This window comes from Bradyrhizobium pachyrhizi (genome assembly GCF_029714545.1).
In the GTDB taxonomy this organism is placed as follows: Bacteria; Pseudomonadota; Alphaproteobacteria; order Rhizobiales; family Xanthobacteraceae; genus Bradyrhizobium; species Bradyrhizobium pachyrhizi.
Genome location: NZ_CP121667.1, coordinates 54,301 through 73,551 on the forward strand (window position 1 = coordinate 54,301; position 19,251 = coordinate 73,551).

The following is a 19,251-nucleotide window of genomic DNA, read 5'->3' on the forward strand; positions in this document are numbered from 1 at the left end:
TCCGACCGGTCATGCTCAGCAAACGACGACACGTTGAAGGATTTGTGCGGCAAACGCACAGCGAAACGAGATTAGGACTGCTGAATGGTTGATACCAAGACCCCTGGCGACAAGACTTTGAGTGTCCCGAGCAAGACGTTGTCGCTGAAGCCGCGCGTCGAGACGGGCACCGTGCGCCAGAGCTTCAGCCACGGCCGGACCAAGCAGGTCGTGGTCGAGAAACGCGGCAAGCGCCGCGTCGGTGGCGATGGCCCCGGCGAGGCGCATGCGCCGGAACCCGTGGTTGCAAAGCCGGCGGCGCCGGCCGCCAGGCCGCCGCTCGGCCGCCCGTCAGGCCCGCCTCCCGGCCAGCAGCAGCGTAACACCCGCTCCGGCGTGGTGCTGCCGACCCTGACCGAGGACGAGCGTTCCGCGCGCGCCAGCGCGCTGGCCGACGCCCGTCAGCGCGATATCGAGGAACGCCGCCAGGCCGAAGAGGAGGCCAAGCGCCGCGCCGTCCGCGAGGCTGCCGAGAAGGCCGAGCGCGAGGCCGCCGAGGCCCGCCGCAAGGCGGAAGAGGAACGCCATCGCCACGAGGAAGAGGCCAAGCGCAAAGCCGAAGTCGAGGCCAAGCGCCGCTTTGGCGAAGGCGAGGCCAAGCCCGGTGCGGCGCCTGTCGCTGCTCCCGCCAAGCCTGCCGGAGCCGCACCTGCGTCTGCTCCGGCCGCCCGTGCGCCCGCAGCACGCCCAACGACCACGACAACCGCGCGCACACCGGCCTCTGCGCCGAGACCGGCGGCGGTTGCAGCCGGGCCCGACGAAGATGAAGGTCCGCGCCTGGTGCGCCGCCCCGGCGGCGCCGTGCGCCCCGCCGCGGCTCCGAAGACCACCCACAAGCCCGGTCCGCAGAAAGAGCGCGGCCGCCTCACTCTGACCACTGCGCTCAACGCCGACGACGTACGCGAGCGTTCGATCGCCTCGTTCCGCCGCCGCACCCAGCGCCTGAAGGGTCATGCGTCGAACGAACCCAAGGAAAAGCTGATCCGCGAAGTCACCATCCCGGAAGCGATCACGATCCAGGAACTCGCGAACCGCATGTCGGAGCGCGCGGTCGACGTCATCCGCATGCTGATGAAGCAGGGCGCGATGCACAAGATTACCGACGTGATCGATGCCGACACCGCGCAGCTGATCGCCGAAGAGCTTGGCCACAGCGTCAAGCGTGTCGCGGCATCCGACGTGGAAGAGGGCCTGTTCGACGTCGTCGACAATTCCACCGACACCGAGCCGCGCTCGCCTGTCGTCACCGTCATGGGTCACGTCGACCACGGCAAGACCTCGCTGCTCGACGCGCTGCGCCACGCCAACGTGGTGTCTGGCGAAGCCGGCGGCATTACCCAGCATATCGGCGCCTATCAGGTGCTGTCGCCCGAGAGCGGCACCAAGATCACCTTCATCGACACGCCCGGCCACGCCGCATTCACCGCGATGCGCGCCCGCGGCGCCAAGGTCACCGACATCGTCGTGCTGGTGGTCGCGGCCGATGACGGCGTGATGCCGCAGACGATCGAAGCGATCAACCACGCCAAGGCGGCCAAGGTGCCGATGATCGTGGCGATCAACAAGATCGACAAGCCCGATGCACGGCCCGAGCGCGTGCGCACCGAACTGCTGCAGTACGAGGTGCAGGTCGAATCGCTCGGCGGCGACGTCGTCGACGTCGAAGTCTCGGCCAAGAACAAGACCAATCTCGACAAACTGCTCGAGATGATCGCGCTGCAGGCCGAAATCCTCGATCTGAAGACCAATTCGGAGCGTCCGGCGGAAGGCACCGTGATCGAAGCCAAGCTCGATCGCGGCCGCGGTCCGGTCGCGACCGTGCTGGTGCAGCGCGGCACGCTGCGTGTCGGCGACATCATCGTGGCCGGCGCCGAGATGGGCCGCGTCCGCGCCTTGATTTCCGACCAGGGCGAGAATCTCGAAGAGGCCGGTCCGTCCGTGCCGGTCGAGGTGCTCGGCTTCAACGGCCCGCCGGAAGCCGGCGACCGTCTCGCCGTCGTCGAGAACGAAGCCCGCGCCCGCCAGGTCACGAGCTATCGCGCGCACCAGAAGCGCGAGAACGCGGCGGCCTCGATCTCCGGCATGCGCGGCTCGCTCGAGCAGATGATGTCGCAGCTCAAGACCGCGGGCCGCAAGGAGTTCCCGCTGATCGTCAAGGCCGACGTGCAGGGCTCGCTGGAAGCGATCCTGGGCTCGCTCGAGAAGCTCGGCACCGACGAAGTCGCCGCCCGCATCCTGCATGCCGGCGTCGGCGGCATCTCGGAGTCCGACGTCACGCTGGCGGAAGGCTTCAACGCCGCGATCATCGGCTTCTCGGTCCGAGCCAACAAGGAAGCGGCGGCCGCGGCCAAGCGCAACGGCATCGAGATCCGCTACTACAACATCATCTACGACCTCGTGGACGATATCAAAAAGGCGATGTCCGGCCTGCTCGCCCCCACGCTGCGCGAAACCATGCTGGGCAACGCGCAGATCCTGGAAGTGTTCAACATTTCCAAGGTCGGCAAGGTCGCGGGTTGCCGCGTCACCGACGGTACCGTGGAACGCGGCGCCAATGTTCGCCTGATCCGCGACAACGTCGTGGTGCACGAAGGCAAGCTGTCGACGCTGAAGCGCTTCAAGGATGAAGTGAAGGAAGTGGTCTCCGGCCAGGAGTGTGGCATGGCATTCGAGAACTACGGCGACATGCGTGTCGGCGACGTGATCGAATGTTACCGCATCGAGACGATCCAGCGCTCTCTGTAAGTCCAAATCTTACGAAGCGCAGATCTTACTAAGCGTTGGGTCCATTTAACTGAAAATGCGACGGCGTGGCCGGACTTTAGTCCGGCCACCAGCGCATTGTCTGATTGAAGCAAAGCTAGGACATTGATGCCCGCGGCCAAGGCCTGCGGGCGCGACGGTTTTGGAAGAAGGTCATGCCCCGTCAAAAGAAGAGTTCCAGCCCCGGCGGCTCACAACGTCAGCTGCGCGTCGGTGAAACGGTTCGCCATGCAGTTGCCGAGATTTTGTCGCAGGGTGAGGTCCACGATCCCGATTTGGAAGGCCACATCATCACCGTTCCCGAGGTGCGTATGTCGCCGGACCTGAAGCTCGCGACGATCTACGTGATGCCGCTCGGCGGCCGCGACACCGACACGGTGATCGCCGCGCTCGAGCGCAACAAGAAGTTCCTTCGCGGCGAGATCGCGCATCGCGTCAACCTGAAATTTGCACCCGACATTCGCTTCCGCGTCGATGAGCGGTTCGACGAGGCGGAGCGCATCGAGAAACTACTGCGGACACCTGCGGTGCAGCGAGACCTTGCACCCGATTCGGACGACGAGTGATGACTGTGATGACGACCAACAGCGCTGTGGACGCGAAGGATGCCGACGCGCGCGACGCTGAGCGGGATGCTTTTGCCGGGCAGCGCGCCGACGAAGCGCGCCGCACCAACAACGACCCGCGCCAGAAGCAGGGCAGGCAGAACCAGCAGCCGCGCCGCGACAAGCGCGACGTCCATGGCTGGGTGGTGCTCGACAAGCCGATCGGCATGACCTCGACGCAGGCGGTCGCCGTGCTCAAGCGCCTGTTCCAGGCCAAGCGCGCCGGCCATGCCGGCACCCTCGATCCGCTCGCTTCCGGCGGCTTGCCGATCGCGCTGGGCGAGGCCACCAAGACGGTGCCGTTCGTGATGGACGGCCGCAAGCGCTACCGCTTCACGGTGTGCTGGGGCGAGGAGCGCGACACCGACGACACCGAGGGACGGCCGGTCAGGACCAGCGAAAGCCGGCCGACCGCCGATTCGATCCGGGAACTGTTGCCGCGCTTTACCGGGGTGATCGAGCAGATCCCGCCGCAATATTCGGCGATCAAGGTGCAGGGCGAGCGCGCCTATGATCTGGCGCGCGACGGCGAGACCGTGGAACTGAAGCCCCGCCCGGTCGAAATTCACGAATTAACCCTTGTGGAACATGGCGATAACGGCCAGTCCGTGTTCGAGGCCGAGTGCGGCAAGGGAACCTATGTCCGGGCGCTGGCCCGCGATATGGGCCGGATTCTGGGCTGTTTTGGCCATATCTGCGCCCTGCGGCGGACCCTTGTCGGTCCGTTTACCGAGCGGGACATGATTCCGCTGGAACAGTTGGAGGCTTTATGCAATAGAGCCGCGTCTGGCGAGGGCAGCCTCGCCGACGCGCTTTTGCCCGTTGAGACCGCGCTGGACGACATCCCGGCACTGGCCGTCACACGGGCTGATGCGGCAAGGCTCCACAGGGGCCAGGCCGTTTTGTTGCGCGGACGGGATGCGCCCAATACCAGCGGCACAGTCTATGTCACGGTGGCAGGCCGACTTCTCGCGCTTGCCGAAATTGGCAATGGCGAACTCATCCCCAAGCGCGTGTTCAACCTGAACGGACTGACTGCCGGTCCGGCTCGCAACAATGAAAGTAACTGACGATGTCGATTACCGCAGAACGCAAAGCGGAAGTCATCAAGACGAATGCCAACAAGGCCGGCGACACCGGCTCGCCCGAGGTTCAGGTCGCGATCCTGTCGGAACGCATCAATAACCTCACCGAGCACTTCAAGAGCCATGTGAAGGACAACCATTCACGCCGAGGCCTCCTGAAGCTCGTGTCGACGCGTCGCTCCCTGCTTGACTACATCAAGCGCAAGGACGAGGCGCGCTACAAGGCGCTGCTCGAAAAGCACAACATCCGTCGTTGATTTGAGAAGCACGCGCGCGAGGGTTCGCGCGCGTTTTCGCATGGTCGTCCGTGAACTCGGGCTTTCGAATTGTCGAAAGATGATCATGCGCAGCATGGCAGTCGCGCCATGCACACTAGCGTCCAGCAGCAATCCGGCCGCTGGACCGGGCAAGATGCCCAGATGACCGAAAGGATGGACGCCATCCGAAATCCAGGGACCATGGCAGGATCGCCGGATGCTGATCGCAACAGCGCATCAGTGTCTCGCCGTCTTGGCATGGTCTTTGTGTTTCAGGGCGCCGTGCTTTCGTGAAACCATGAAAGAAAACCGAAATGTTCAATTCGCATTCCGTCGAAATCGACTGGGGTGGACGTCCCCTCAAACTTGAAACCGGCAAGATCGCCCGCCAGGCCGACGGCGCCGTGATGGCCACATACGGCGAGACCGTGGTGCTTGCCACCGTCGTTGCGGCGAAGGCGCCGCGCGAGGGCGTCGACTTCCTGCCGCTCACGGTCGACTACCAGGAGAAGACCTACGCCGCAGGCCGCATTCCCGGCGGCTATTTCAAGCGCGAAGGCCGTCCGACCGAGAAGGAGACGCTGGTCTCCCGCCTGATCGACCGCCCGATCCGTCCGCTGTTCGTCGACGGCTGGCGCAACGAGACCCAGGTGATCGTCACCGTGCTCTCGCACGACATGGAGAACGATCCGGACATCGTGTCGCTGGTCGCCGCCTCCGCCGCCCTGACGCTGTCGGGCGCACCGTTCAAGGGCCCGATCGGCGCCGCGCGCGTCGGCTTCGCCAATGACGAATACGTGCTCAACCCGACGCTCGACGAGATGACCGAGACCCAGCTCGACCTCGTCGTCGCCGGCACCGCCGACGCCGTGCTGATGGTCGAATCGGAAGCCAAGGAGCTCAACGAGGACGTGATGCTCGGCGCGGTCATGTTCGGCCACCGCCACTTCCAGCCGGTCATCAACGCGATCATCGAGCTCGCCGAGAAGGCCGCCAAGGAGCCGCGCGAAGTCACCACGATCGACAACTCGGAGATCGAGAAGGAGATGCTCGGCATCGCCGAACAGGAGCTCCGCAAGGCCTATGCGATCCCGGTCAAGCAGGAACGCTATGCCGCGGTCGGCGCCGTCAAGGAGAAGGTGCTGGCGCACTTCTTCCCGGAAGGCCAGGAGCCGAAATACGACAAGCTCCGCGTCGCCGGCGTGTTCAAGGAACTGGAAGCCAAGATCGTTCGCTGGAACATCCTTGACACCGGCAAGCGCATCGACGGCCGTGACGCCAAGACCGTGCGCAACATCATCGCCGAAGCCGGCGTGCTGCCGCGCGCCCACGGCTCGGCGCTGTTCACCCGCGGTGAGACCCAGGCGATGGTCGTGACCACGCTCGGCACCGGCGAAGACGAGCAGTACATCGATGCACTGTCGGGGACGTACAAGGAAACGTTCCTGCTGCACTACAACTTCCCGCCCTACTCGGTCGGTGAAACCGGTCGCCTCGGCGGCACCAAGCGCCGCGAAATCGGCCACGGCAAGCTCGCCTGGCGCGCGATCCACCCGGTGCTGCCGCCGCATCACGAGTTCCCGTACACGATCCGCGTGGTCTCCGAGATCACCGAGTCGAACGGCTCGTCCTCGATGGCCTCGGTGTGCGGCGCGTCGCTGTCGCTGATGGACGCCGGCGTGCCGCTGAAGCGGCCGACCGCCGGTATCGCCATGGGCCTGATCCTCGAAGGTCAGCGCTTCGCGGTGCTGTCGGACATCCTCGGTGACGAGGATCATCTCGGCGACATGGACTTCAAGGTCGCCGGCACCGACCACGGCATCACCTCGCTCCAGATGGACATCAAGATCGAGGGCATCACCGAGGAGATCATGAAGGTTGCGCTTGGCCAGGCCAAGGAAGGGCGCATCCACATCCTCGGCGAGATGGCCAAGGCGCTGACCGCGGCGCGCGCCGAGCTCGGCGAATACGCACCGCGCATCGAGACCTTCAAGATCGCCACCGACAAGATCCGCGAAGTGATCGGCACCGGCGGCAAGGTGATCCGCGAGATCGTCGAGAAGACCGGCGCCAAGGTCAACATCGAGGACGACGGCACCGTGAAGGTCGCCTCCAACGATGGCGAGGCGATGAAGGCTGCGATCAAGTGGATCAAGTCGATCGCCTCCGATCCGGAGGTCGGCCAGATCTACGAGGGCACCGTCGTCAAGGTGATGGAGTTCGGCGCGTTCGTGAACTTCTTCGGCGCCAAGGACGGCCTCGTCCACATCAGCCAGCTCGCGACCAACCGCGTGCAGAAGACCTCCGACGTCGTCAAGGAAGGCGACAAGGTCAAGGTCAAGCTGCTCGGCTTCGACGATCGCGGCAAGACCCGCCTGTCGATGAAGGCGGTCGACCAGGAGACCGGCGAGGATCTCGAGGCCAAGCAGAAGACCGAAGCGCCGGCTGCGGCGCCGCGCGAAGCTGCCGGCGAGTAAGCCAGGGCAAATCGATTGTTACCAAATCGACTGTTACGAAAAGGGCGGCCCTGTGGCCGCCCTTTTTGGTTTGCCGAGATCGGACGCAAATCAATCTCCGCTGATCGGCATGCGCGGTTTTGACCCGGCATTGTGACCGGATTCGCTGGAACCCGTTCACAACTCGGGCCTAACATCAGGAAGCTTTCCCAGCACGGAGAACCACGATGTCCTCGATGTCCCGACGCCATTTGATCATCGCAGCAGGCGGCATCGCCGCGGCCGCCGCCGCATCGCGCGCAGCGTTCGCGCAAGCCACGGCGCAGGCTCCAGCCGGACCTTTCAAGATCGATCCGCTGACCTATCCCACCAATGCGCTGGAGCCGCATATCGACGCCAAGACGATGGAAATCCATCACGACCGGCATCACCAGGCCTATGTCACCAACCTCAACAATTTCGCCAAGGACAATCCGCAGATCGCCGAGAAGCCGGTCGTCGAGGTGCTCGCCAATCTCGGCAGCGTGCCGGAGGCGATCCGCACCGGCGTGCGCAACAACATGGGCGGCCATGCCAACCACACGATGTTCTGGCAGATCATGGGACCGAACGGCGGCAAGGCGGACGGCGAGGTGCTCGCCGCGATCGATCGCGACCTCGGCGGCATGGAAAAATTCCAGACCGATTTCAACGCTGCCGGCGGGCGCGTGTTCGGCTCCGGCTGGGTGTTCGTCACTGTGACCAAGGACGGCAAGCTCGCGATCGAGACCCGGCCGAACCAGGACAATCCGATCATGGACGGCAAGCGCGCGTTGCTCGGCAACGACGTCTGGGAGCACGCCTATTACCTGACCTACCAGAACCGCCGGCCGGATTATCTCAAAGCATGGTGGAATACGGTGAAATGGAAGGCCGTGGCCGAGCGCTATGCGGCAGCAAAGGCCGGCACGCTCGGCGTGTGAGCCGCCGGCCTCGCCGGTCGCAAACAACTGCGCTAGAGTTGAAAGCCCCGCGAGGCGATCGCGGGCTTTCACCTTTATGCATCCACAGCGTCACGCCGCCGGCGTCGCACGCGATAGGGAACAATGACGGCGCCGAACATCCGCCCCGCTCGTCCCGACGAACATGACGCGATCGCGCGCGCCTGGATGGACAGCTGGGCTTCGACCGGGCTCTCGCAAGCCAGCGACAGCCTGTTGAACGATCTGCGTATCCGCTTGCCGCGCGAGATCGCTGGTGGCTGGAGCCTGTTCGTCGCCGACGATCGCGGCGCCATCGCCGCCATGCTGGCGCTGCACCTGCCGACCTTGCTGCTCGATCAGCTGATGGTGGTCCCCGCCTATCAGGGCCGGAGCCTGGGACGCGAGCTGCTTGCCTTCACGCGCCGGCAGATGCCCGACGAGATCTGGCTGAAATGCGTCCGCGAGAACGAGAAGGCCTGGCGCTGGTACGAGCGCGAAGGCTTTGTGTTCGAGAAGGAAGCGCCCAATCCGGTCACCGGCTTCATGATGAAGCACTATCGGTGGAAGAAAACAAACCGCACATCGGAGGCTAGGCCATGATCAAGCTGTACTGGTCGCCGCGCTCGCGCTCGTTCTCAGCCATTTGGCTGCTGGAGGAATCCGGTCTGCCATACGAACGGGTGCTGACCGACATCAGCACCGGCGCGCAGAAATCGGCAGATTTTCTCAAGATCAACCCGATGGGCAAGGTGCCGGCGTTGACCGACGGCGACGCGCAACTCGCCGAGGCCGCCGCGATCTGCGCCTATATCGCCGACCGCTATCCCGAGACCAAACTCGCGCCGGCAGCGACGGACCCGAAGCGGGCGCGCTATCTGCAGTGGCTGTTTTTTTCGCCGAGTTGCATCGAGCCGGCGCTGATCCAGCTCTTCACCAAGCTCGAGGTGCCGACCAGCACCGCCGCGTGGGGCAGCGCCGCGCAGGTGTTCGACGTGCTCGACGCCGAGCTGCAGAAGGGGCCATGGATCCTCGGCGATCAATTCTCCGCTGCCGACATCGCGATCGGCGCGGGACTGAACTTTGCGGTGCGCGTGTTCAAGATGGTGCCGTCGCGGCCGTCGTTCGAGGCCTATATCGGCCGCTGCGTGGCCCGGCCCGCGTTCCAGCGCGCAGAGAAGATCGCGGCGGGAGGAAGCGCATAGCCCGGAGAAGCCAACGGGTCGCGCGAACGCGCGCCCGATGACAGGCTCCGCGAAATCCGGAACACGTCTTAACCTCCCCTTGAAAAGGGGAGGTCGCTTTGCTCGCCAGAGCAAAGCGGGTGGGGATCCGCTCTCTCCGCAGACAGCATCGTCCGCGGCTGCCCCCCATCCCGACCTTCCCCCTTTCAGAGGGAAGGAGAAGACAGGTCTGTGACCTCTCGCGTGATTCCCGAACGGCCTAACCCGGCACGACGCGGGGATCGACGTCCTGCGTGTAGTCAACGCCGTCGATGCCGAAGCCGAACAGGCGGAGGAACTGGCTCTTGTACTCGCCGAGATCGGCCAGTTCGCCGAGCGTCTCGGTGGTGAGCAGCGGCCAGCGCCGCGACACTTCCGTCTGCACCTCGGGCGACAGCTCCCAGTCGTCGACCCGGACGCGCTGCGCGTCATCGAGCGCGACGCCCTTACCGAGCTTCGTCCGGAACAGGCGATCGATCTGCTCGATGCAGCCTTCGTGGAGACCGAGCTGCTTCATCACCTTGAACAGCACCGTGCCATAGAGCGGCACCACCGGAATCGCCGAGCTCGCCTGGGTGACCACGGCCTTCAGCGCGACGACGCGAGCCGCGTCGGCGCCGAGCCGGTCGCGGATCGCTTCCGCCTTGCTGTCGAGATCGACCTTGGCGCGACCGAGCGTGCCGTTCCAGTAGATCGGCCAGGTCAGTTCGCTGCCGATATAGGTGTAGTTGAGCGTCCGGAAGCCCGGCGCCAGCACGCCGGCATCCGCCAACCGGTCGATCCAGCGTTTCCAGTCGTCGCCGCCCATCACAGCGACGGTGGCTGCGGTTTGCTCCTCGCTCGCCGGTTCGAGCGTGGTCTGAAACACCTCGCCGGTCTCGGTGTCGAGCGTCTTGATCTCGACCGGGGCGCCCAGCGGCTTGATCACCGAACGATAGGTCTTGCCGGTGTCGGGATCGGTCCGGACCGGAGCGGCCATGCTGTAGACCAGCAGGTCGAGCTGTCCGAATTTCTCGCGTACGCGCTCGATGAAGGTCGCCTTCAACTCGTCGGAGAAGGCGTCGCCTTCGAGCGTGAGCGGCGAGCGCCCGATCTTCTGGGCCTCGATCTCGAAGGCGCGGTTGTTGTACCAGCCGGCGCTGGCGCTTCTCTTTTCCGACGGCTCGCGCTCCAGCGACACGCCGATCGTATCGGCGCCGCCGGCGAAGGTCGCGACGATGCGGCTCGCGAGGCCATACCCCGTCGAGCAGCCCAGCACGGCAACGCGCTTCGGGCAGTCGGCGGCCGGGCCCTGCTTCAGAACATAGGCGATCTGTTCGCGGACATTCGTGGCGCAGCCGACGGGATGTGCCGTCGTGCAGATGAAGCCTCGCACGCGCGGTTCAATAATCATTCCCACCCCATTCCGGATCGTTGCAATGTTCCCATTCGCTGCCTGCGGACCTCCCTCAGCAAGCGAGGAGAGGCGAAATCACGCGTCAAGCCGCCTGAACACCAGCGTCGCGTTGGTGCCGCCGAAGCCGAACGAGTTCGACAGCACGGTGTTGAGCTTGGCGTTGTCGATGCGCTTGCGCACGATCGGCATGTCGGCAAACACCGGATCGAGTTCGGTGATATGCGCGCTCTCGCAGATGAAGCCGTTGTTCAGCATCAGCAGCGAATAGATCGCTTCCTGCACGCCGGTGGCGCCGAGCGAGTGGCCGGTCAGCGCCTTGGTCGCCGAGATCGGCGGGCACTTGTCGCCGGTGCCGAACACCTTGCGGATCGCCTCGATCTCCGGCGGATCGCCGGCGGGCGTCGAAGTGGCGTGCGGATTGATGTAATCGACCGGCGTGTTCACCGTCGACATCGCCATGCGCATGCAGCGCTCGGCGCCCTCGCCCGACGGCGCCACCATGTCGTAGCCGTCGGAGGTTGCGCCGTAGCCAACGACCTCGCCATAGATCCTGGCGCCGCGCGCCTTGGCATGCTCGAGCTCTTCCAGCACCACGACACCCGCGCCGCCCGCGATGACGAAGCCGTCGCGGTTGAGGTCGTAGGGACGCGAGGCGGTGGCGGGCGTGTCGTTGTATTTCGAGGACATCGCGCCCATGGCGTCGAACAGCACCGACAGCGTCCAGTCGAGTTCCTCGCAGCCGCCGGCGAAGATGACATCCTGCTTGCCGATCTGGATCGTCTCATAGGCGTTGCCGATGCAATGGTTCGACGTCGCGCAGGCGGACGAGATCGAATAGTTCACGCCCTTGATCTTGAACCAGGTCGCGAGCGTCGCCGACGCGGTCGAGGACATGCCCTTCGGCACCGCGAACGGACCGACGCGCTTCGGGCCCTTGGCGCGCGCGATGTCGGCGGCCTCCACCAGCGTGCGCGTCGACGGTCCACCGGATCCCATGATGATGCCGGTGCGGATGTTGGAGACTTCGCTCTCTTCGAGGCCCGAGTCGCGGATTGCCTGTTCCATCGCAACGTGATTCCACGCCGCACCTTCGGCAAGGAACCGCATCGCGCGGCGATCGATCACCTCGGCAGGATTGAGTGTCGGCGCACCGTGCACCTGCGAACGGAAGCCGAGTTCGGCGGCCTTCTCCGCGCGCGAAATGCCCGACTTCGCCTCGTAGAGGCTCGCAAGCACTTCCTGGGTGTTGTTACCGATGGACGAGACAATACCCATCCCCGTGATGACAACCCGCCTCATGTTCGCCTCGCCCTGCCTTTATGTTGCCGCATGATGATCCTGCTCAAGATGGCGCCGTGCCCTGCTTGAACAACCCGACCTTCAAGTCCTTGGCGCGATAGATAATCTCGTCGTCCATGGAAAGCCACCCGTCGGCAATTCCAAGCACGAGCTTTGACCGCATCACGCGCTTGATATCGATGTTGTACACAACCTTGCGCGCGTGCGGCAGCACCTGTCCGGAGAACTTCAGCTCGCCGAGGCCGAGCGCGCGGCCACGACCTTCGCCACCGATCCAGCCAAGGTAAAAGCCGACCATTTGCCACATGGCATCGAGGCCGAGGCAACCCGGCATCACCGGATCGTTCTTGAAATGGCAGCCGAAGAACCAGAGATCCGGTTTCACCTCGAGCTCGGCGCGCACCAGTCCCTTGCCGAACTCGCCGCCATTCTCCGAAATCTCGCTGATGCGATCGAACATGAGCATCGGCGGCAACGGCAACTGGGCGTTGCCGGGACCGAAAAGCTCGCCCCGCCCGCAAGCCAGCAAATCCTCGTATTCGTATCCGCCGCGCCGATCCAGCATCCTCTTTCCACCTCTGATGTCCCGATGAGCGCTTTGCTTGGTCGGACCTTGATCTACCCACGGGAACCGGAGTAACCCGTCCCGCATCTTGGCGCTACCTGGGTACGCTACGGCCTGTTATCTCTGCCGAAAGCGCATATGTGGTCCGCGCGCTCTCTAACATAGCGCCAACTGGGCGGCAAAGCGGCATTCGGAGGATAAATGACCGCTTCTCCTTAGGTTTCTACCGCAGCTTGGATTCGTTCTAGTTGCGAAAAACTTGCATCTGATAGGCATCCTTTTTATATTTATGAGGAATATTGCCTGAGTTGGGTGCATAGAGTGGATATGAACGAGGAAGTACCGGCTGTGAATGATGATGCCGTGCACCCGGCTGCCCGGGGCGCTGGGCACCACCCTGCCCTGACCGGCTGTCCGTGGCATGACGTCAACGAAATGTTGCAGTCTGCCGGTCTGCGGCCGACCCGCCAGCGCATGGCGCTGGGCTGGCTGCTGTTCGGCAAGGGTGCCCGCCACCTGACCGCTGAAATGCTGTACGAGGAAGCCACGCTGGCCAAGGTTCCGGTGTCGCTGGCGACTGTGTACAACACCCTGAACCAGCTGACCGATGCCGGGCTGCTGCGCCAGGTCAGCGTCGACGGCACGAAAACCTATTTCGACACCAACGTGTCGACACACCACCACTTCTATCTCGAGCACAATCACGAGCTGGTCGACATTCCCGACCCGAACCTCGTGCTCTCGAAGATGCCCGACGTGCCGGAAGGCTACGAGATTTCCCGCGTCGACATGGTCGTGCGGCTGCGCAAGAAGCGCTGAACCGTCTTACCGTCGATTTGAGTTGTGATGGCCGGGCTCGTCCCGGCCATTGTCGTTTTGCACTTACGTCATTCCGGGGCGATGCGTCACCATCGAACCCGGAATCTCGAGATTCCCCGGTGCGCAATTGCGCACCTGCGGTCTGGTGCTCGCGCACCATCCCGGAATGACGCTGCGCGTCAGTCCACCTTCTCGTCGGCGTAGACGCCCCAGAGGCGCTGCTGCTCGATCCAGCCGTCGAACCCGCTGCCGGTGACCCGGCACCAGTTATTGGCGCATTTCTTCACCTGCGCGACGACGCCGGCCTGCAAGCGGGCCGCGATCGCGCTGGTGGCGTCCGGGCGATCGTACAGCGAGGCCAGATCGTCCTTGTTCTTCATCGTGACGACCGCGGTGCGGCGGCCGGACAGCAGGGAGTGATAGACCCAGCCTTCGGCGCCCTCGGAATCGCGCACCCGGCGCCAGTTCTCGAACTCGGCGGTGATTTCGACCGGCAGCCCCGACCGCGTGTAGACCCAGGCGACGTCATTGTCCTTGGTCGGGCCGGCCCGGACGTTCACGTGATCCGACTTCAGGCTGACATAGCGCGGGATCGGCAGGCCGCTGGTGGTGGGGCTCAAATCCTTGGCGGAATGTCCGGGCATGACCGACGCACTCAGCATGCTTCCGACCAGAGCCACCAATGAACCGAAACGCCAGACCATCAACTTGTCTCCTGCCGAGATGCCCAACCCGCATTCGGCGAGCTGCAACCCAAACCGCGCCCGAAGGCCCCAGCGCCTCTGCCCGTTCGCTCCCGCACTGCAAGTCCGAGGGGTTCTTGTCTTGGCCCGGCCTTCTGCTAGAGAGGACGGAACGCCTGAGAGCCAGAACACCCGAATTTGCTCGTCGTTTCGCCTTGGCGAAAAGCCGGGGCAAGTATCGGGGAACCCTAGGAAGCGCGAAGGAAACGCCGGGACAGCGCGGCTATCAGCAGTGTCGAACAACCGGGTTAATGAGGCCTCAACGGTTTGCTTTTTGGCACGCCGCGCGCCTCATGAAAGCAGGACATGTCGGTGAAGAAAAAGCCTCTCGTCGTCGTCACCCGCAAGCTGCCGGACTCGATCGAGACCCGGATGCGCGAGCTGTTCGACGCCAGATTGAACCTCGACGACACGCCGATGACGCCGGAGCAGATCGCCGAGGCGGCGCGAACCGCCGACGTGCTGGTGCCGACCGTGACCGACATGATCCGCGAGGACGTGATCAATCAGCCCGACTGCAAGCTGAAGATGATCGCCAATTTCGGCAACGGCGTCGACAATATCGACGTCGCCGCGGCGCATGCCCGCGGCATCACGGTGACCAACACGCCGAAGGTGCTGACCGAGGACACCGCCGACATGACCATGGCGCTGATCCTGGCGGTGCCGCGGCGCCTGATCGAGGGCGCCTCGATCCTGACCGAAGGCAGGCAGCACTGGGCGGGCTGGTCGCCGACCTGGATGCTCGGCCACCGCATCGGCGGCAAACGGCTCGGCATCGTCGGCATGGGCCGCATCGGCCAGGCCGTGGCGCGCCGTGCCCGGGCCTTCGGCCTGCAGATCCACTATCACAACCGCCGCCCGGTGGCGCCCATGATCGCCGAAGAGCTCGGGGCGACCTATTGGGAAAGCCTCGATCAGATGCTGGCGCGGATGGACATCATCTCGGTGAATTGTCCGCACACGCCGGCCACCTATCACCTGCTCTCGGCGCGGCGGCTCAAACTGATCCGGAAAGAGGCCTATGTCGTCAACACCGCGCGCGGCGAGGTGATCGACGAGGACACGCTGATCAAGCTGATCGAGGCCGGCGATATCGGCGGCGCAGCCCTCGACGTCTATGAGCACGAGCCTGCGGTGAACCCGAAGCTGGTGCGGCTCGCCAAGGCCGGGAAGGTGACGCTGCTGCCGCATATGGGCTCGGCCACCATCGAAGGCCGCGTCGAGATGGGCGAGAAGGTGATCATCAACATCCGAACCTTCCTCGACGCTCACAAGCCGCCGGATCGCGTGCTGCCGAGCATGCTGTGATTTCGTAACCGGGATTACGCCGCGCTCGATACAAGCCACGCAGTTCCAACCTCCCCTTGAAAAGGGGAGGTCGCTTTGCTCGCGAGAGCAAAGCGGGTGGGGATCATCTCTCTCCACGAGCGACGGTGCGTGTGGCTGGACCCCCATCCCGACCTTCCCCTTTCAGGGGGAAGGGGAAGAGAGATTTGTAGCCCGGATGGAGCGCAGCGAAATCCGGGGCCTGTATCCGCGGACAGACCGCCCCGGATTGCGCTTCGCTCCATCCGGGCTACGGGGCTACGGAACGTGGATAGCCTTAGCCCGCCGTCGTTGGGGCGAGCTGCCAAAATATCGAAAACAACCCCATGCAAAGTTGCCGGGCTACGGGACTGCCGAGCACACTCTGAGACCAACATTCGGTGTTGTCCCTGCGAAAGCAGGGACCCATAACCACCGGTGTTCGTGGTTGGACCGAGCTGGGGCTCCAGCCTTTCGCATTTGTGAGAGCTGTGGTTATGGGTCCCGGCTTTCGCCGGGACGACGATGTGGTGACAGCCTGCCCTATCTCTTCCGCCGCGCCTGCTTGCGCCAGTCGGCGACGAACGACACGAAGGCGGCCAGCGCGGGCGGCGGCTGACGGCGGCTCGGATAATAGAGGAACGGTCCGTCGAACGGCGGGCACCAGTCGTCGAGCACGCTGACCAGCGCGCCGGATTTCACGCCGTAGCGGACATACCCCTCGAACGTCGCCCAGTAGCCGACGCCGTCATGGACCGCGCGCAGCGCGAGACCGAGATGGGTCGCGGTCAGCCTGGCCGGCGGCGAAATCTTCACCACGCGGCCGTTCTTCTCGAACTCCCAATCGAACATCACGCCGTTGCTGAAGCGGCTGCGGATGCAGGGGTGCGCCAGCAGATCCTTCGGATGCATCGGCCGGCCGTGCTTTGCGACATACTCACTGGACGCCACGATCGCGTAACGTTGCGGCGCGCCAAGCGGGACCGCGACCATGTCCTGTGCCAGGTGCTCGCCGTAACGCACGCCGGCGTCAAAGCCCTGCGCGACGATGTCCACGAACGCACTCTCCGCGACGACGTCGAGTTCGACCCGCGGATATCTGGCGAGGAACGGCGCGATCATCGGCGCCAGCACGAGATCGACCGCAGGCGGCGGCGCGTTGATGCGCAACCGCCCCGACGGCTCGGCGCGCAGGCCGCGCACCTCGGTGATCGCATCGGCGACGTTGACCATGGCCGGCGCGACGCGGGCCAGCAGCAGTTCGCCGGCCTCGGTCAGCGCGACGCTGCGGGTGGTGCGGTTCATCAGGCGGACGCCGAGCCGCTCCTCCATGTCGCGCAGGCGCTGGCTGAGGCTGGAGACCGAGACGCGCTGCTCGAGCGCCGCACGCCGGAAGTTGCGCGTGCGCGCCACCGCCACGAAGGCGTCGAGGTCGCGAAGGTCGAAGTCCTGCATTGTTCGATATAGTGAACAAGCCATTCGCGATTGTCCAGCTTATCGGTGAAAGCCGGCCGGCCCATATCACCTCGACATTTGGCGACGGATTTTCCGCCGCAAACGTTCGAGGAACATCCACATGGACACACGCAAACTCGGCTCAACCGGGCCCACCGTCTCGGCCCTCGGCCTCGGCTGCATGGGCATGTCCGAGGTCTATGGCCCGGCCGATCGCGGCGAGAGCATCGCCACGGTGCATGCGGCGCTTGATGCCGGCATCACGCTGCTGGATACCGGCGACTTCTACGCCATGGGTCACAACGAGATGCTGGTGCAGGAAGCCCTGAAGGACGTCGCGCGCGACCGGCTGCAGATCAGCGTCAAGTTCGGCGCGCTCCGTGGCCCCGCGGGCGAATTCGCCGGAATGGACACCCGGCCGGCCGCGACGAAGAATTTTCTCGCCTATTCGCTGCAACGTCTCGGCACCGACTACATCGACATCTACCGGCCGGCACGTCTCGATCCCAACGTTCCGATCGAGGAGACGATCGGCGGCCTCGCCGATCTGGTGAAGTCCGGCTACATCAGACATATCGGCCTGTCCGAGGTCGGCTCCGACACCATCCGCCGTGCTCATGCCGTGCATCCGATCGTCGATCTCCAGATCGAATACTCGCTGATCGAGCGTGGCATCGAGCGCGATATCCTGACGACCTGCCGCGAGCTTGGCATCGGCATCACAGCCTACGGCGTGCTGGCGCGCGGGCTGATCAGCGGCCACTGGTCGAAGGAGTCCGGCAAGATCGGCAGGGACTACCGGCTGATGACGCCGCGCTTCCAGGGCGCGAACCTCGATGCCAATCTCGCGCTGGTGGAGCAGTTGCGCGCCATTGCCGCCGAGATCGGAGCAACGCCGGCGCAGGTCGCAATCGCCTGGGTCGCGGCGCAGGGCAAGGAGATCGTGCCGCTGGTCGGCGCCCGCACCCGCAACCGTCTCACCGAAGCGCTCGGCGCGACCAAGCTGACGCTGACGCAGGCTCATCTCGCAGCGCTGGCTAAAGCCTTCCCGCCGGATATCGCGGCCGGCACGCGCTATGCGGCCGAGCAGATGGCGCATCTCGACAGCGAGAAGCGGGCCAGCACCTAAAGCATGATCGGGAAAAGTGCGAAGCGGTTTTCCGAAAAGATCATGCTCAAACAAAGAGCTAAGGCGCGATGACGATTCAACCTAATCTCATCGCGCTTTTGAGCGTTTTCGAGCGAAGTGGATACCGGTTCGCGTGAAGAAAACGCGTCACAACAAGAGTCTGGAGTCCCGTTCCGATTCTCTCGGAACGGGAAAGGCTCTAACGACAGCAATCAGGTGCGATGGACGCTGAGGTCAGTGATGGCGGGCCCATCGCCATTGAGCGGGTTCTGCGGATCGCGCGCGTAGCGCAGGGTTTCGAACCGCATCGCGCGCGCATCCACCATCAGGAGGCGACCGACCAGGCCCTCGCCGAATCCGACGATCTCGCGGATCGCCTCCAGCGCCATCATCGACCCCAGCACGCCGGCGAGCGCACCCATCACGCCGGCCTCGGCGCAAGCCGGCACCGTGCCCGGCGGCGGCGCCTCCGGAAACAGGCAGCGATAGGTCGGATTGAATTCGCCGTCCGCATTCTTCTCGTGCGCGCGGATCGTGGTCAGCGAACCGTCGAACTGGCCCAGCGCCGCCGTGATCAGCGGCCGCTTCGCGAGGAAGCAGGCATCGGCGACGAGATAGCGGGTCTCGAAATTGTCGGAGCCGTCGAGCACAAGATCGTAGTTCGCGATCAGCGCCATCGCATTGTCGGCGGTGAGTCGCATCGGATGCGCCTCGAACGTCACATGCGGATTGAGCGCATGGATCTGCGCCGCCGCGCTGTCGACCTTGCGCTTGCCGATATCGGACGTCGCATGGATGATCTGGCGCTGCAAATTGGAGAGCGAGACGATATCGTCATCGATCACGCCGAGCCGGCCGACGCCGGCGGCAGCCAGATACATCAACACAGGCGCGCCGAGGCCGCCAGCGCCGATCACCAGCACCGACGCTTGCTTCAGCGCATTCTGGCCGGGGCCGCCCACCTCGCGCAGCACGATGTGGCGGGCATAGCGTTCAAGTTCGTCGGCAGTCAGCATTGTTCGATCAGTTCCCACATATCGATCCCCTCATGTGAGGAGCGCGAAGCGCGTCTCGAACCATGAGGCCGGGTTCTCTGGCCTCATCCTTCGAGACGCGGCTCTCGCCGCTCCTCAGGATGAGGGTTGACGCA

The 19,251-nt window shown here is 64.5% G+C and carries 17 protein-coding genes; 11 read left to right on the forward strand and 6 right to left on the reverse strand.

The window, feature by feature from the left end; all coding sequences use genetic code 11:
* Window positions 1–84 precede the first annotated feature (84 nt).
* The 8 genes from infB (at window position 85) to QA639_RS00275 (ending at window position 9,369) form a co-directional block, all read left to right on the forward strand.
* Window positions 85–2,784 (forward strand): translation initiation factor IF-2, encoded by a 2,700-nt coding sequence (gene infB, locus QA639_RS00240; protein ID WP_028335506.1) that lies wholly within the window; start codon window positions 85–87, stop codon window positions 2,782–2,784.
* A 173-nt stretch (window positions 2,785–2,957) separates the two neighbouring features.
* The gene (rbfA, locus tag QA639_RS00245; protein WP_283088938.1) at window positions 2,958–3,368 is read left to right on the forward strand and encodes a 30S ribosome-binding factor RbfA; all 411 of its coding nucleotides are present in this window, start codon (window positions 2,958–2,960) and stop codon (window positions 3,366–3,368) included.
* A complete protein-coding gene (truB, locus tag QA639_RS00250) occupies window positions 3,368–4,477 on the forward strand; it encodes a tRNA pseudouridine(55) synthase TruB (RefSeq protein ID WP_050383430.1) in 1,110 nt (369 codons plus the stop codon). The genes rbfA and truB overlap by 1 nt, the downstream gene beginning before the upstream one ends.
* Window positions 4,478–4,479: 2 nt before the next feature.
* Window positions 4,480–4,749, forward strand: coding sequence for a 30S ribosomal protein S15 (rpsO, locus tag QA639_RS00255; RefSeq protein ID WP_016844725.1), 270 nt, complete (start codon window positions 4,480–4,482; stop codon window positions 4,747–4,749).
* 314 nt (window positions 4,750–5,063) lie between these two features.
* The gene (pnp, locus tag QA639_RS00260; protein WP_028335503.1) at window positions 5,064–7,226 is read left to right on the forward strand and encodes a polyribonucleotide nucleotidyltransferase; all 2,163 of its coding nucleotides are present in this window, start codon (window positions 5,064–5,066) and stop codon (window positions 7,224–7,226) included.
* 206 nt (window positions 7,227–7,432) lie between these two features.
* Window positions 7,433–8,167: a superoxide dismutase gene (locus QA639_RS00265; RefSeq protein ID WP_283088939.1), complete on the forward strand. Its 735-nt coding sequence runs from the start codon at window positions 7,433–7,435 to the stop codon at window positions 8,165–8,167.
* A gap of 123 nt (window positions 8,168–8,290) precedes the next feature.
* Window positions 8,291–8,767, forward strand: coding sequence for a GNAT family N-acetyltransferase (locus QA639_RS00270; protein WP_283088940.1), 477 nt, complete (start codon window positions 8,291–8,293; stop codon window positions 8,765–8,767).
* Window positions 8,764–9,369: a glutathione S-transferase family protein gene (locus QA639_RS00275; protein WP_028335500.1), complete on the forward strand. Its 606-nt coding sequence runs from the start codon at window positions 8,764–8,766 to the stop codon at window positions 9,367–9,369. Before QA639_RS00270 ends, QA639_RS00275 begins: the two co-directional genes overlap by 4 nt.
* 238 nt (window positions 9,370–9,607) lie before the next feature.
* Here QA639_RS00275 and fabV read toward each other — a convergent pair whose 3' ends face one another.
* From fabV to fabA, 3 genes are all read right to left on the reverse strand, one after another.
* Window positions 9,608–10,780, reverse strand: coding sequence for an enoyl-ACP reductase FabV (fabV, locus tag QA639_RS00280; protein ID WP_283088941.1), 1,173 nt, complete (start codon window positions 10,778–10,780; stop codon window positions 9,608–9,610).
* 78 nt (window positions 10,781–10,858) lie between these two features.
* The gene (gene fabB / locus QA639_RS00285; protein WP_092081034.1) at window positions 10,859–12,082 is read right to left on the reverse strand and encodes a beta-ketoacyl-ACP synthase I; all 1,224 of its coding nucleotides are present in this window, start codon (window positions 12,080–12,082) and stop codon (window positions 10,859–10,861) included.
* A gap of 43 nt (window positions 12,083–12,125) precedes the next feature.
* Entirely contained in the window at window positions 12,126–12,647 is a 522-nt protein-coding gene (gene fabA, locus QA639_RS00290; RefSeq protein ID WP_016844716.1) for a 3-hydroxyacyl-[acyl-carrier-protein] dehydratase FabA, read from the reverse strand.
* A 327-nt stretch (window positions 12,648–12,974) separates the two neighbouring features.
* Here fabA and irrA point away from each other — a divergent pair, with 327 nt between their 5' ends.
* Window positions 12,975–13,466 carry an iron response transcriptional regulator IrrA gene (irrA, locus tag QA639_RS00295; RefSeq protein WP_026192029.1) on the forward strand — a complete coding sequence of 164 codons (492 nt, stop codon included), beginning with the start codon at window positions 12,975–12,977 and terminating at the stop codon, window positions 13,464–13,466.
* A 179-nt stretch (window positions 13,467–13,645) separates the two neighbouring features.
* Here the strand turns inward: irrA and QA639_RS00300 are convergent, their stop codons facing one another.
* Window positions 13,646–14,170: an SH3 domain-containing protein gene (locus QA639_RS00300; RefSeq protein WP_428841130.1), complete on the reverse strand. Its 525-nt coding sequence runs from the start codon at window positions 14,168–14,170 to the stop codon at window positions 13,646–13,648.
* A 345-nt stretch (window positions 14,171–14,515) separates the two neighbouring features.
* Here QA639_RS00300 and QA639_RS00305 point away from each other — a divergent pair, with 345 nt between their 5' ends.
* Window positions 14,516–15,520, forward strand: a complete 1,005-nt coding sequence (locus tag QA639_RS00305) for a 2-hydroxyacid dehydrogenase (RefSeq protein WP_028335496.1) — start codon at window positions 14,516–14,518, stop codon at window positions 15,518–15,520.
* Window positions 15,521–16,060: 540 nt separating this feature from the next.
* Here QA639_RS00305 and QA639_RS00310 read toward each other — a convergent pair.
* Window positions 16,061–16,972, reverse strand: a complete 912-nt coding sequence (locus tag QA639_RS00310) for a LysR family transcriptional regulator (RefSeq protein WP_050383437.1) — start codon at window positions 16,970–16,972, stop codon at window positions 16,061–16,063.
* A 121-nt stretch (window positions 16,973–17,093) separates the two neighbouring features.
* Between QA639_RS00310 and QA639_RS00315 the strand changes: the two genes are divergently transcribed.
* Window positions 17,094–18,101, forward strand: a complete 1,008-nt coding sequence (locus tag QA639_RS00315; protein WP_028337568.1) for an aldo/keto reductase — start codon at window positions 17,094–17,096, stop codon at window positions 18,099–18,101.
* Between the two features lie 212 nt (window positions 18,102–18,313).
* On the opposite strand, the gene QA639_RS00320 is transcribed toward QA639_RS00315, so the two are convergent.
* Window positions 18,314–19,117, reverse strand: coding sequence for a HesA/MoeB/ThiF family protein (locus QA639_RS00320; protein ID WP_028337567.1), 804 nt, complete (start codon window positions 19,115–19,117; stop codon window positions 18,314–18,316).
* Window positions 19,118–19,251 lie beyond the last annotated feature (134 nt).

What these genes read in the sequence shown, in the direction of transcription:
- QA639_RS00270 (WP_283088940.1), top strand. Translation starts at nt 8,291, where the DNA reads ATGACGGCGCCGAACATCCGCCCCGCTCGTCCCGACGAACATGACGCG.
- QA639_RS00275 (WP_028335500.1), top strand. Translation starts at nt 8,764, where the DNA reads ATGATCAAGCTGTACTGGTCGCCGCGCTCGCGCTCGTTCTCAGCCATT.
- QA639_RS00315 (WP_028337568.1), top strand. Translation starts at nt 17,094, where the DNA reads ATGGACACACGCAAACTCGGCTCAACCGGGCCCACCGTCTCGGCCCTC.
- truB (WP_050383430.1), top strand. Translation starts at nt 3,368, where the DNA reads ATGACTGTGATGACGACCAACAGCGCTGTGGACGCGAAGGATGCCGAC.
- pnp (WP_028335503.1), top strand. Translation starts at nt 5,064, where the DNA reads ATGTTCAATTCGCATTCCGTCGAAATCGACTGGGGTGGACGTCCCCTC.
- QA639_RS00265 (WP_283088939.1), top strand. Translation starts at nt 7,433, where the DNA reads ATGTCCTCGATGTCCCGACGCCATTTGATCATCGCAGCAGGCGGCATC.
- fabV (WP_283088941.1), bottom strand. Translation starts at nt 10,780, where the DNA reads ATGATTATTGAACCGCGCGTGCGAGGCTTCATCTGCACGACGGCACAT.
- rbfA (WP_283088938.1), top strand. Translation starts at nt 2,958, where the DNA reads ATGCCCCGTCAAAAGAAGAGTTCCAGCCCCGGCGGCTCACAACGTCAG.
- infB (WP_028335506.1), top strand. Translation starts at nt 85, where the DNA reads ATGGTTGATACCAAGACCCCTGGCGACAAGACTTTGAGTGTCCCGAGC.
- fabA (WP_016844716.1), bottom strand. Translation starts at nt 12,647, where the DNA reads ATGCTGGATCGGCGCGGCGGATACGAATACGAGGATTTGCTGGCTTGC.
- fabB (WP_092081034.1), bottom strand. Translation starts at nt 12,082, where the DNA reads ATGAGGCGGGTTGTCATCACGGGGATGGGTATTGTCTCGTCCATCGGT.
- QA639_RS00300 (WP_428841130.1), bottom strand. Translation starts at nt 14,170, where the DNA reads ATGGTCTGGCGTTTCGGTTCATTGGTGGCTCTGGTCGGAAGCATGCTG.
- QA639_RS00320 (WP_028337567.1), bottom strand. Translation starts at nt 19,117, where the DNA reads ATGCTGACTGCCGACGAACTTGAACGCTATGCCCGCCACATCGTGCTG.
- QA639_RS00310 (WP_050383437.1), bottom strand. Translation starts at nt 16,972, where the DNA reads ATGCAGGACTTCGACCTTCGCGACCTCGACGCCTTCGTGGCGGTGGCG.
- irrA (WP_026192029.1), top strand. Translation starts at nt 12,975, where the DNA reads ATGAACGAGGAAGTACCGGCTGTGAATGATGATGCCGTGCACCCGGCT.
- rpsO (WP_016844725.1), top strand. Translation starts at nt 4,480, where the DNA reads ATGTCGATTACCGCAGAACGCAAAGCGGAAGTCATCAAGACGAATGCC.
- QA639_RS00305 (WP_028335496.1), top strand. Translation starts at nt 14,516, where the DNA reads ATGTCGGTGAAGAAAAAGCCTCTCGTCGTCGTCACCCGCAAGCTGCCG.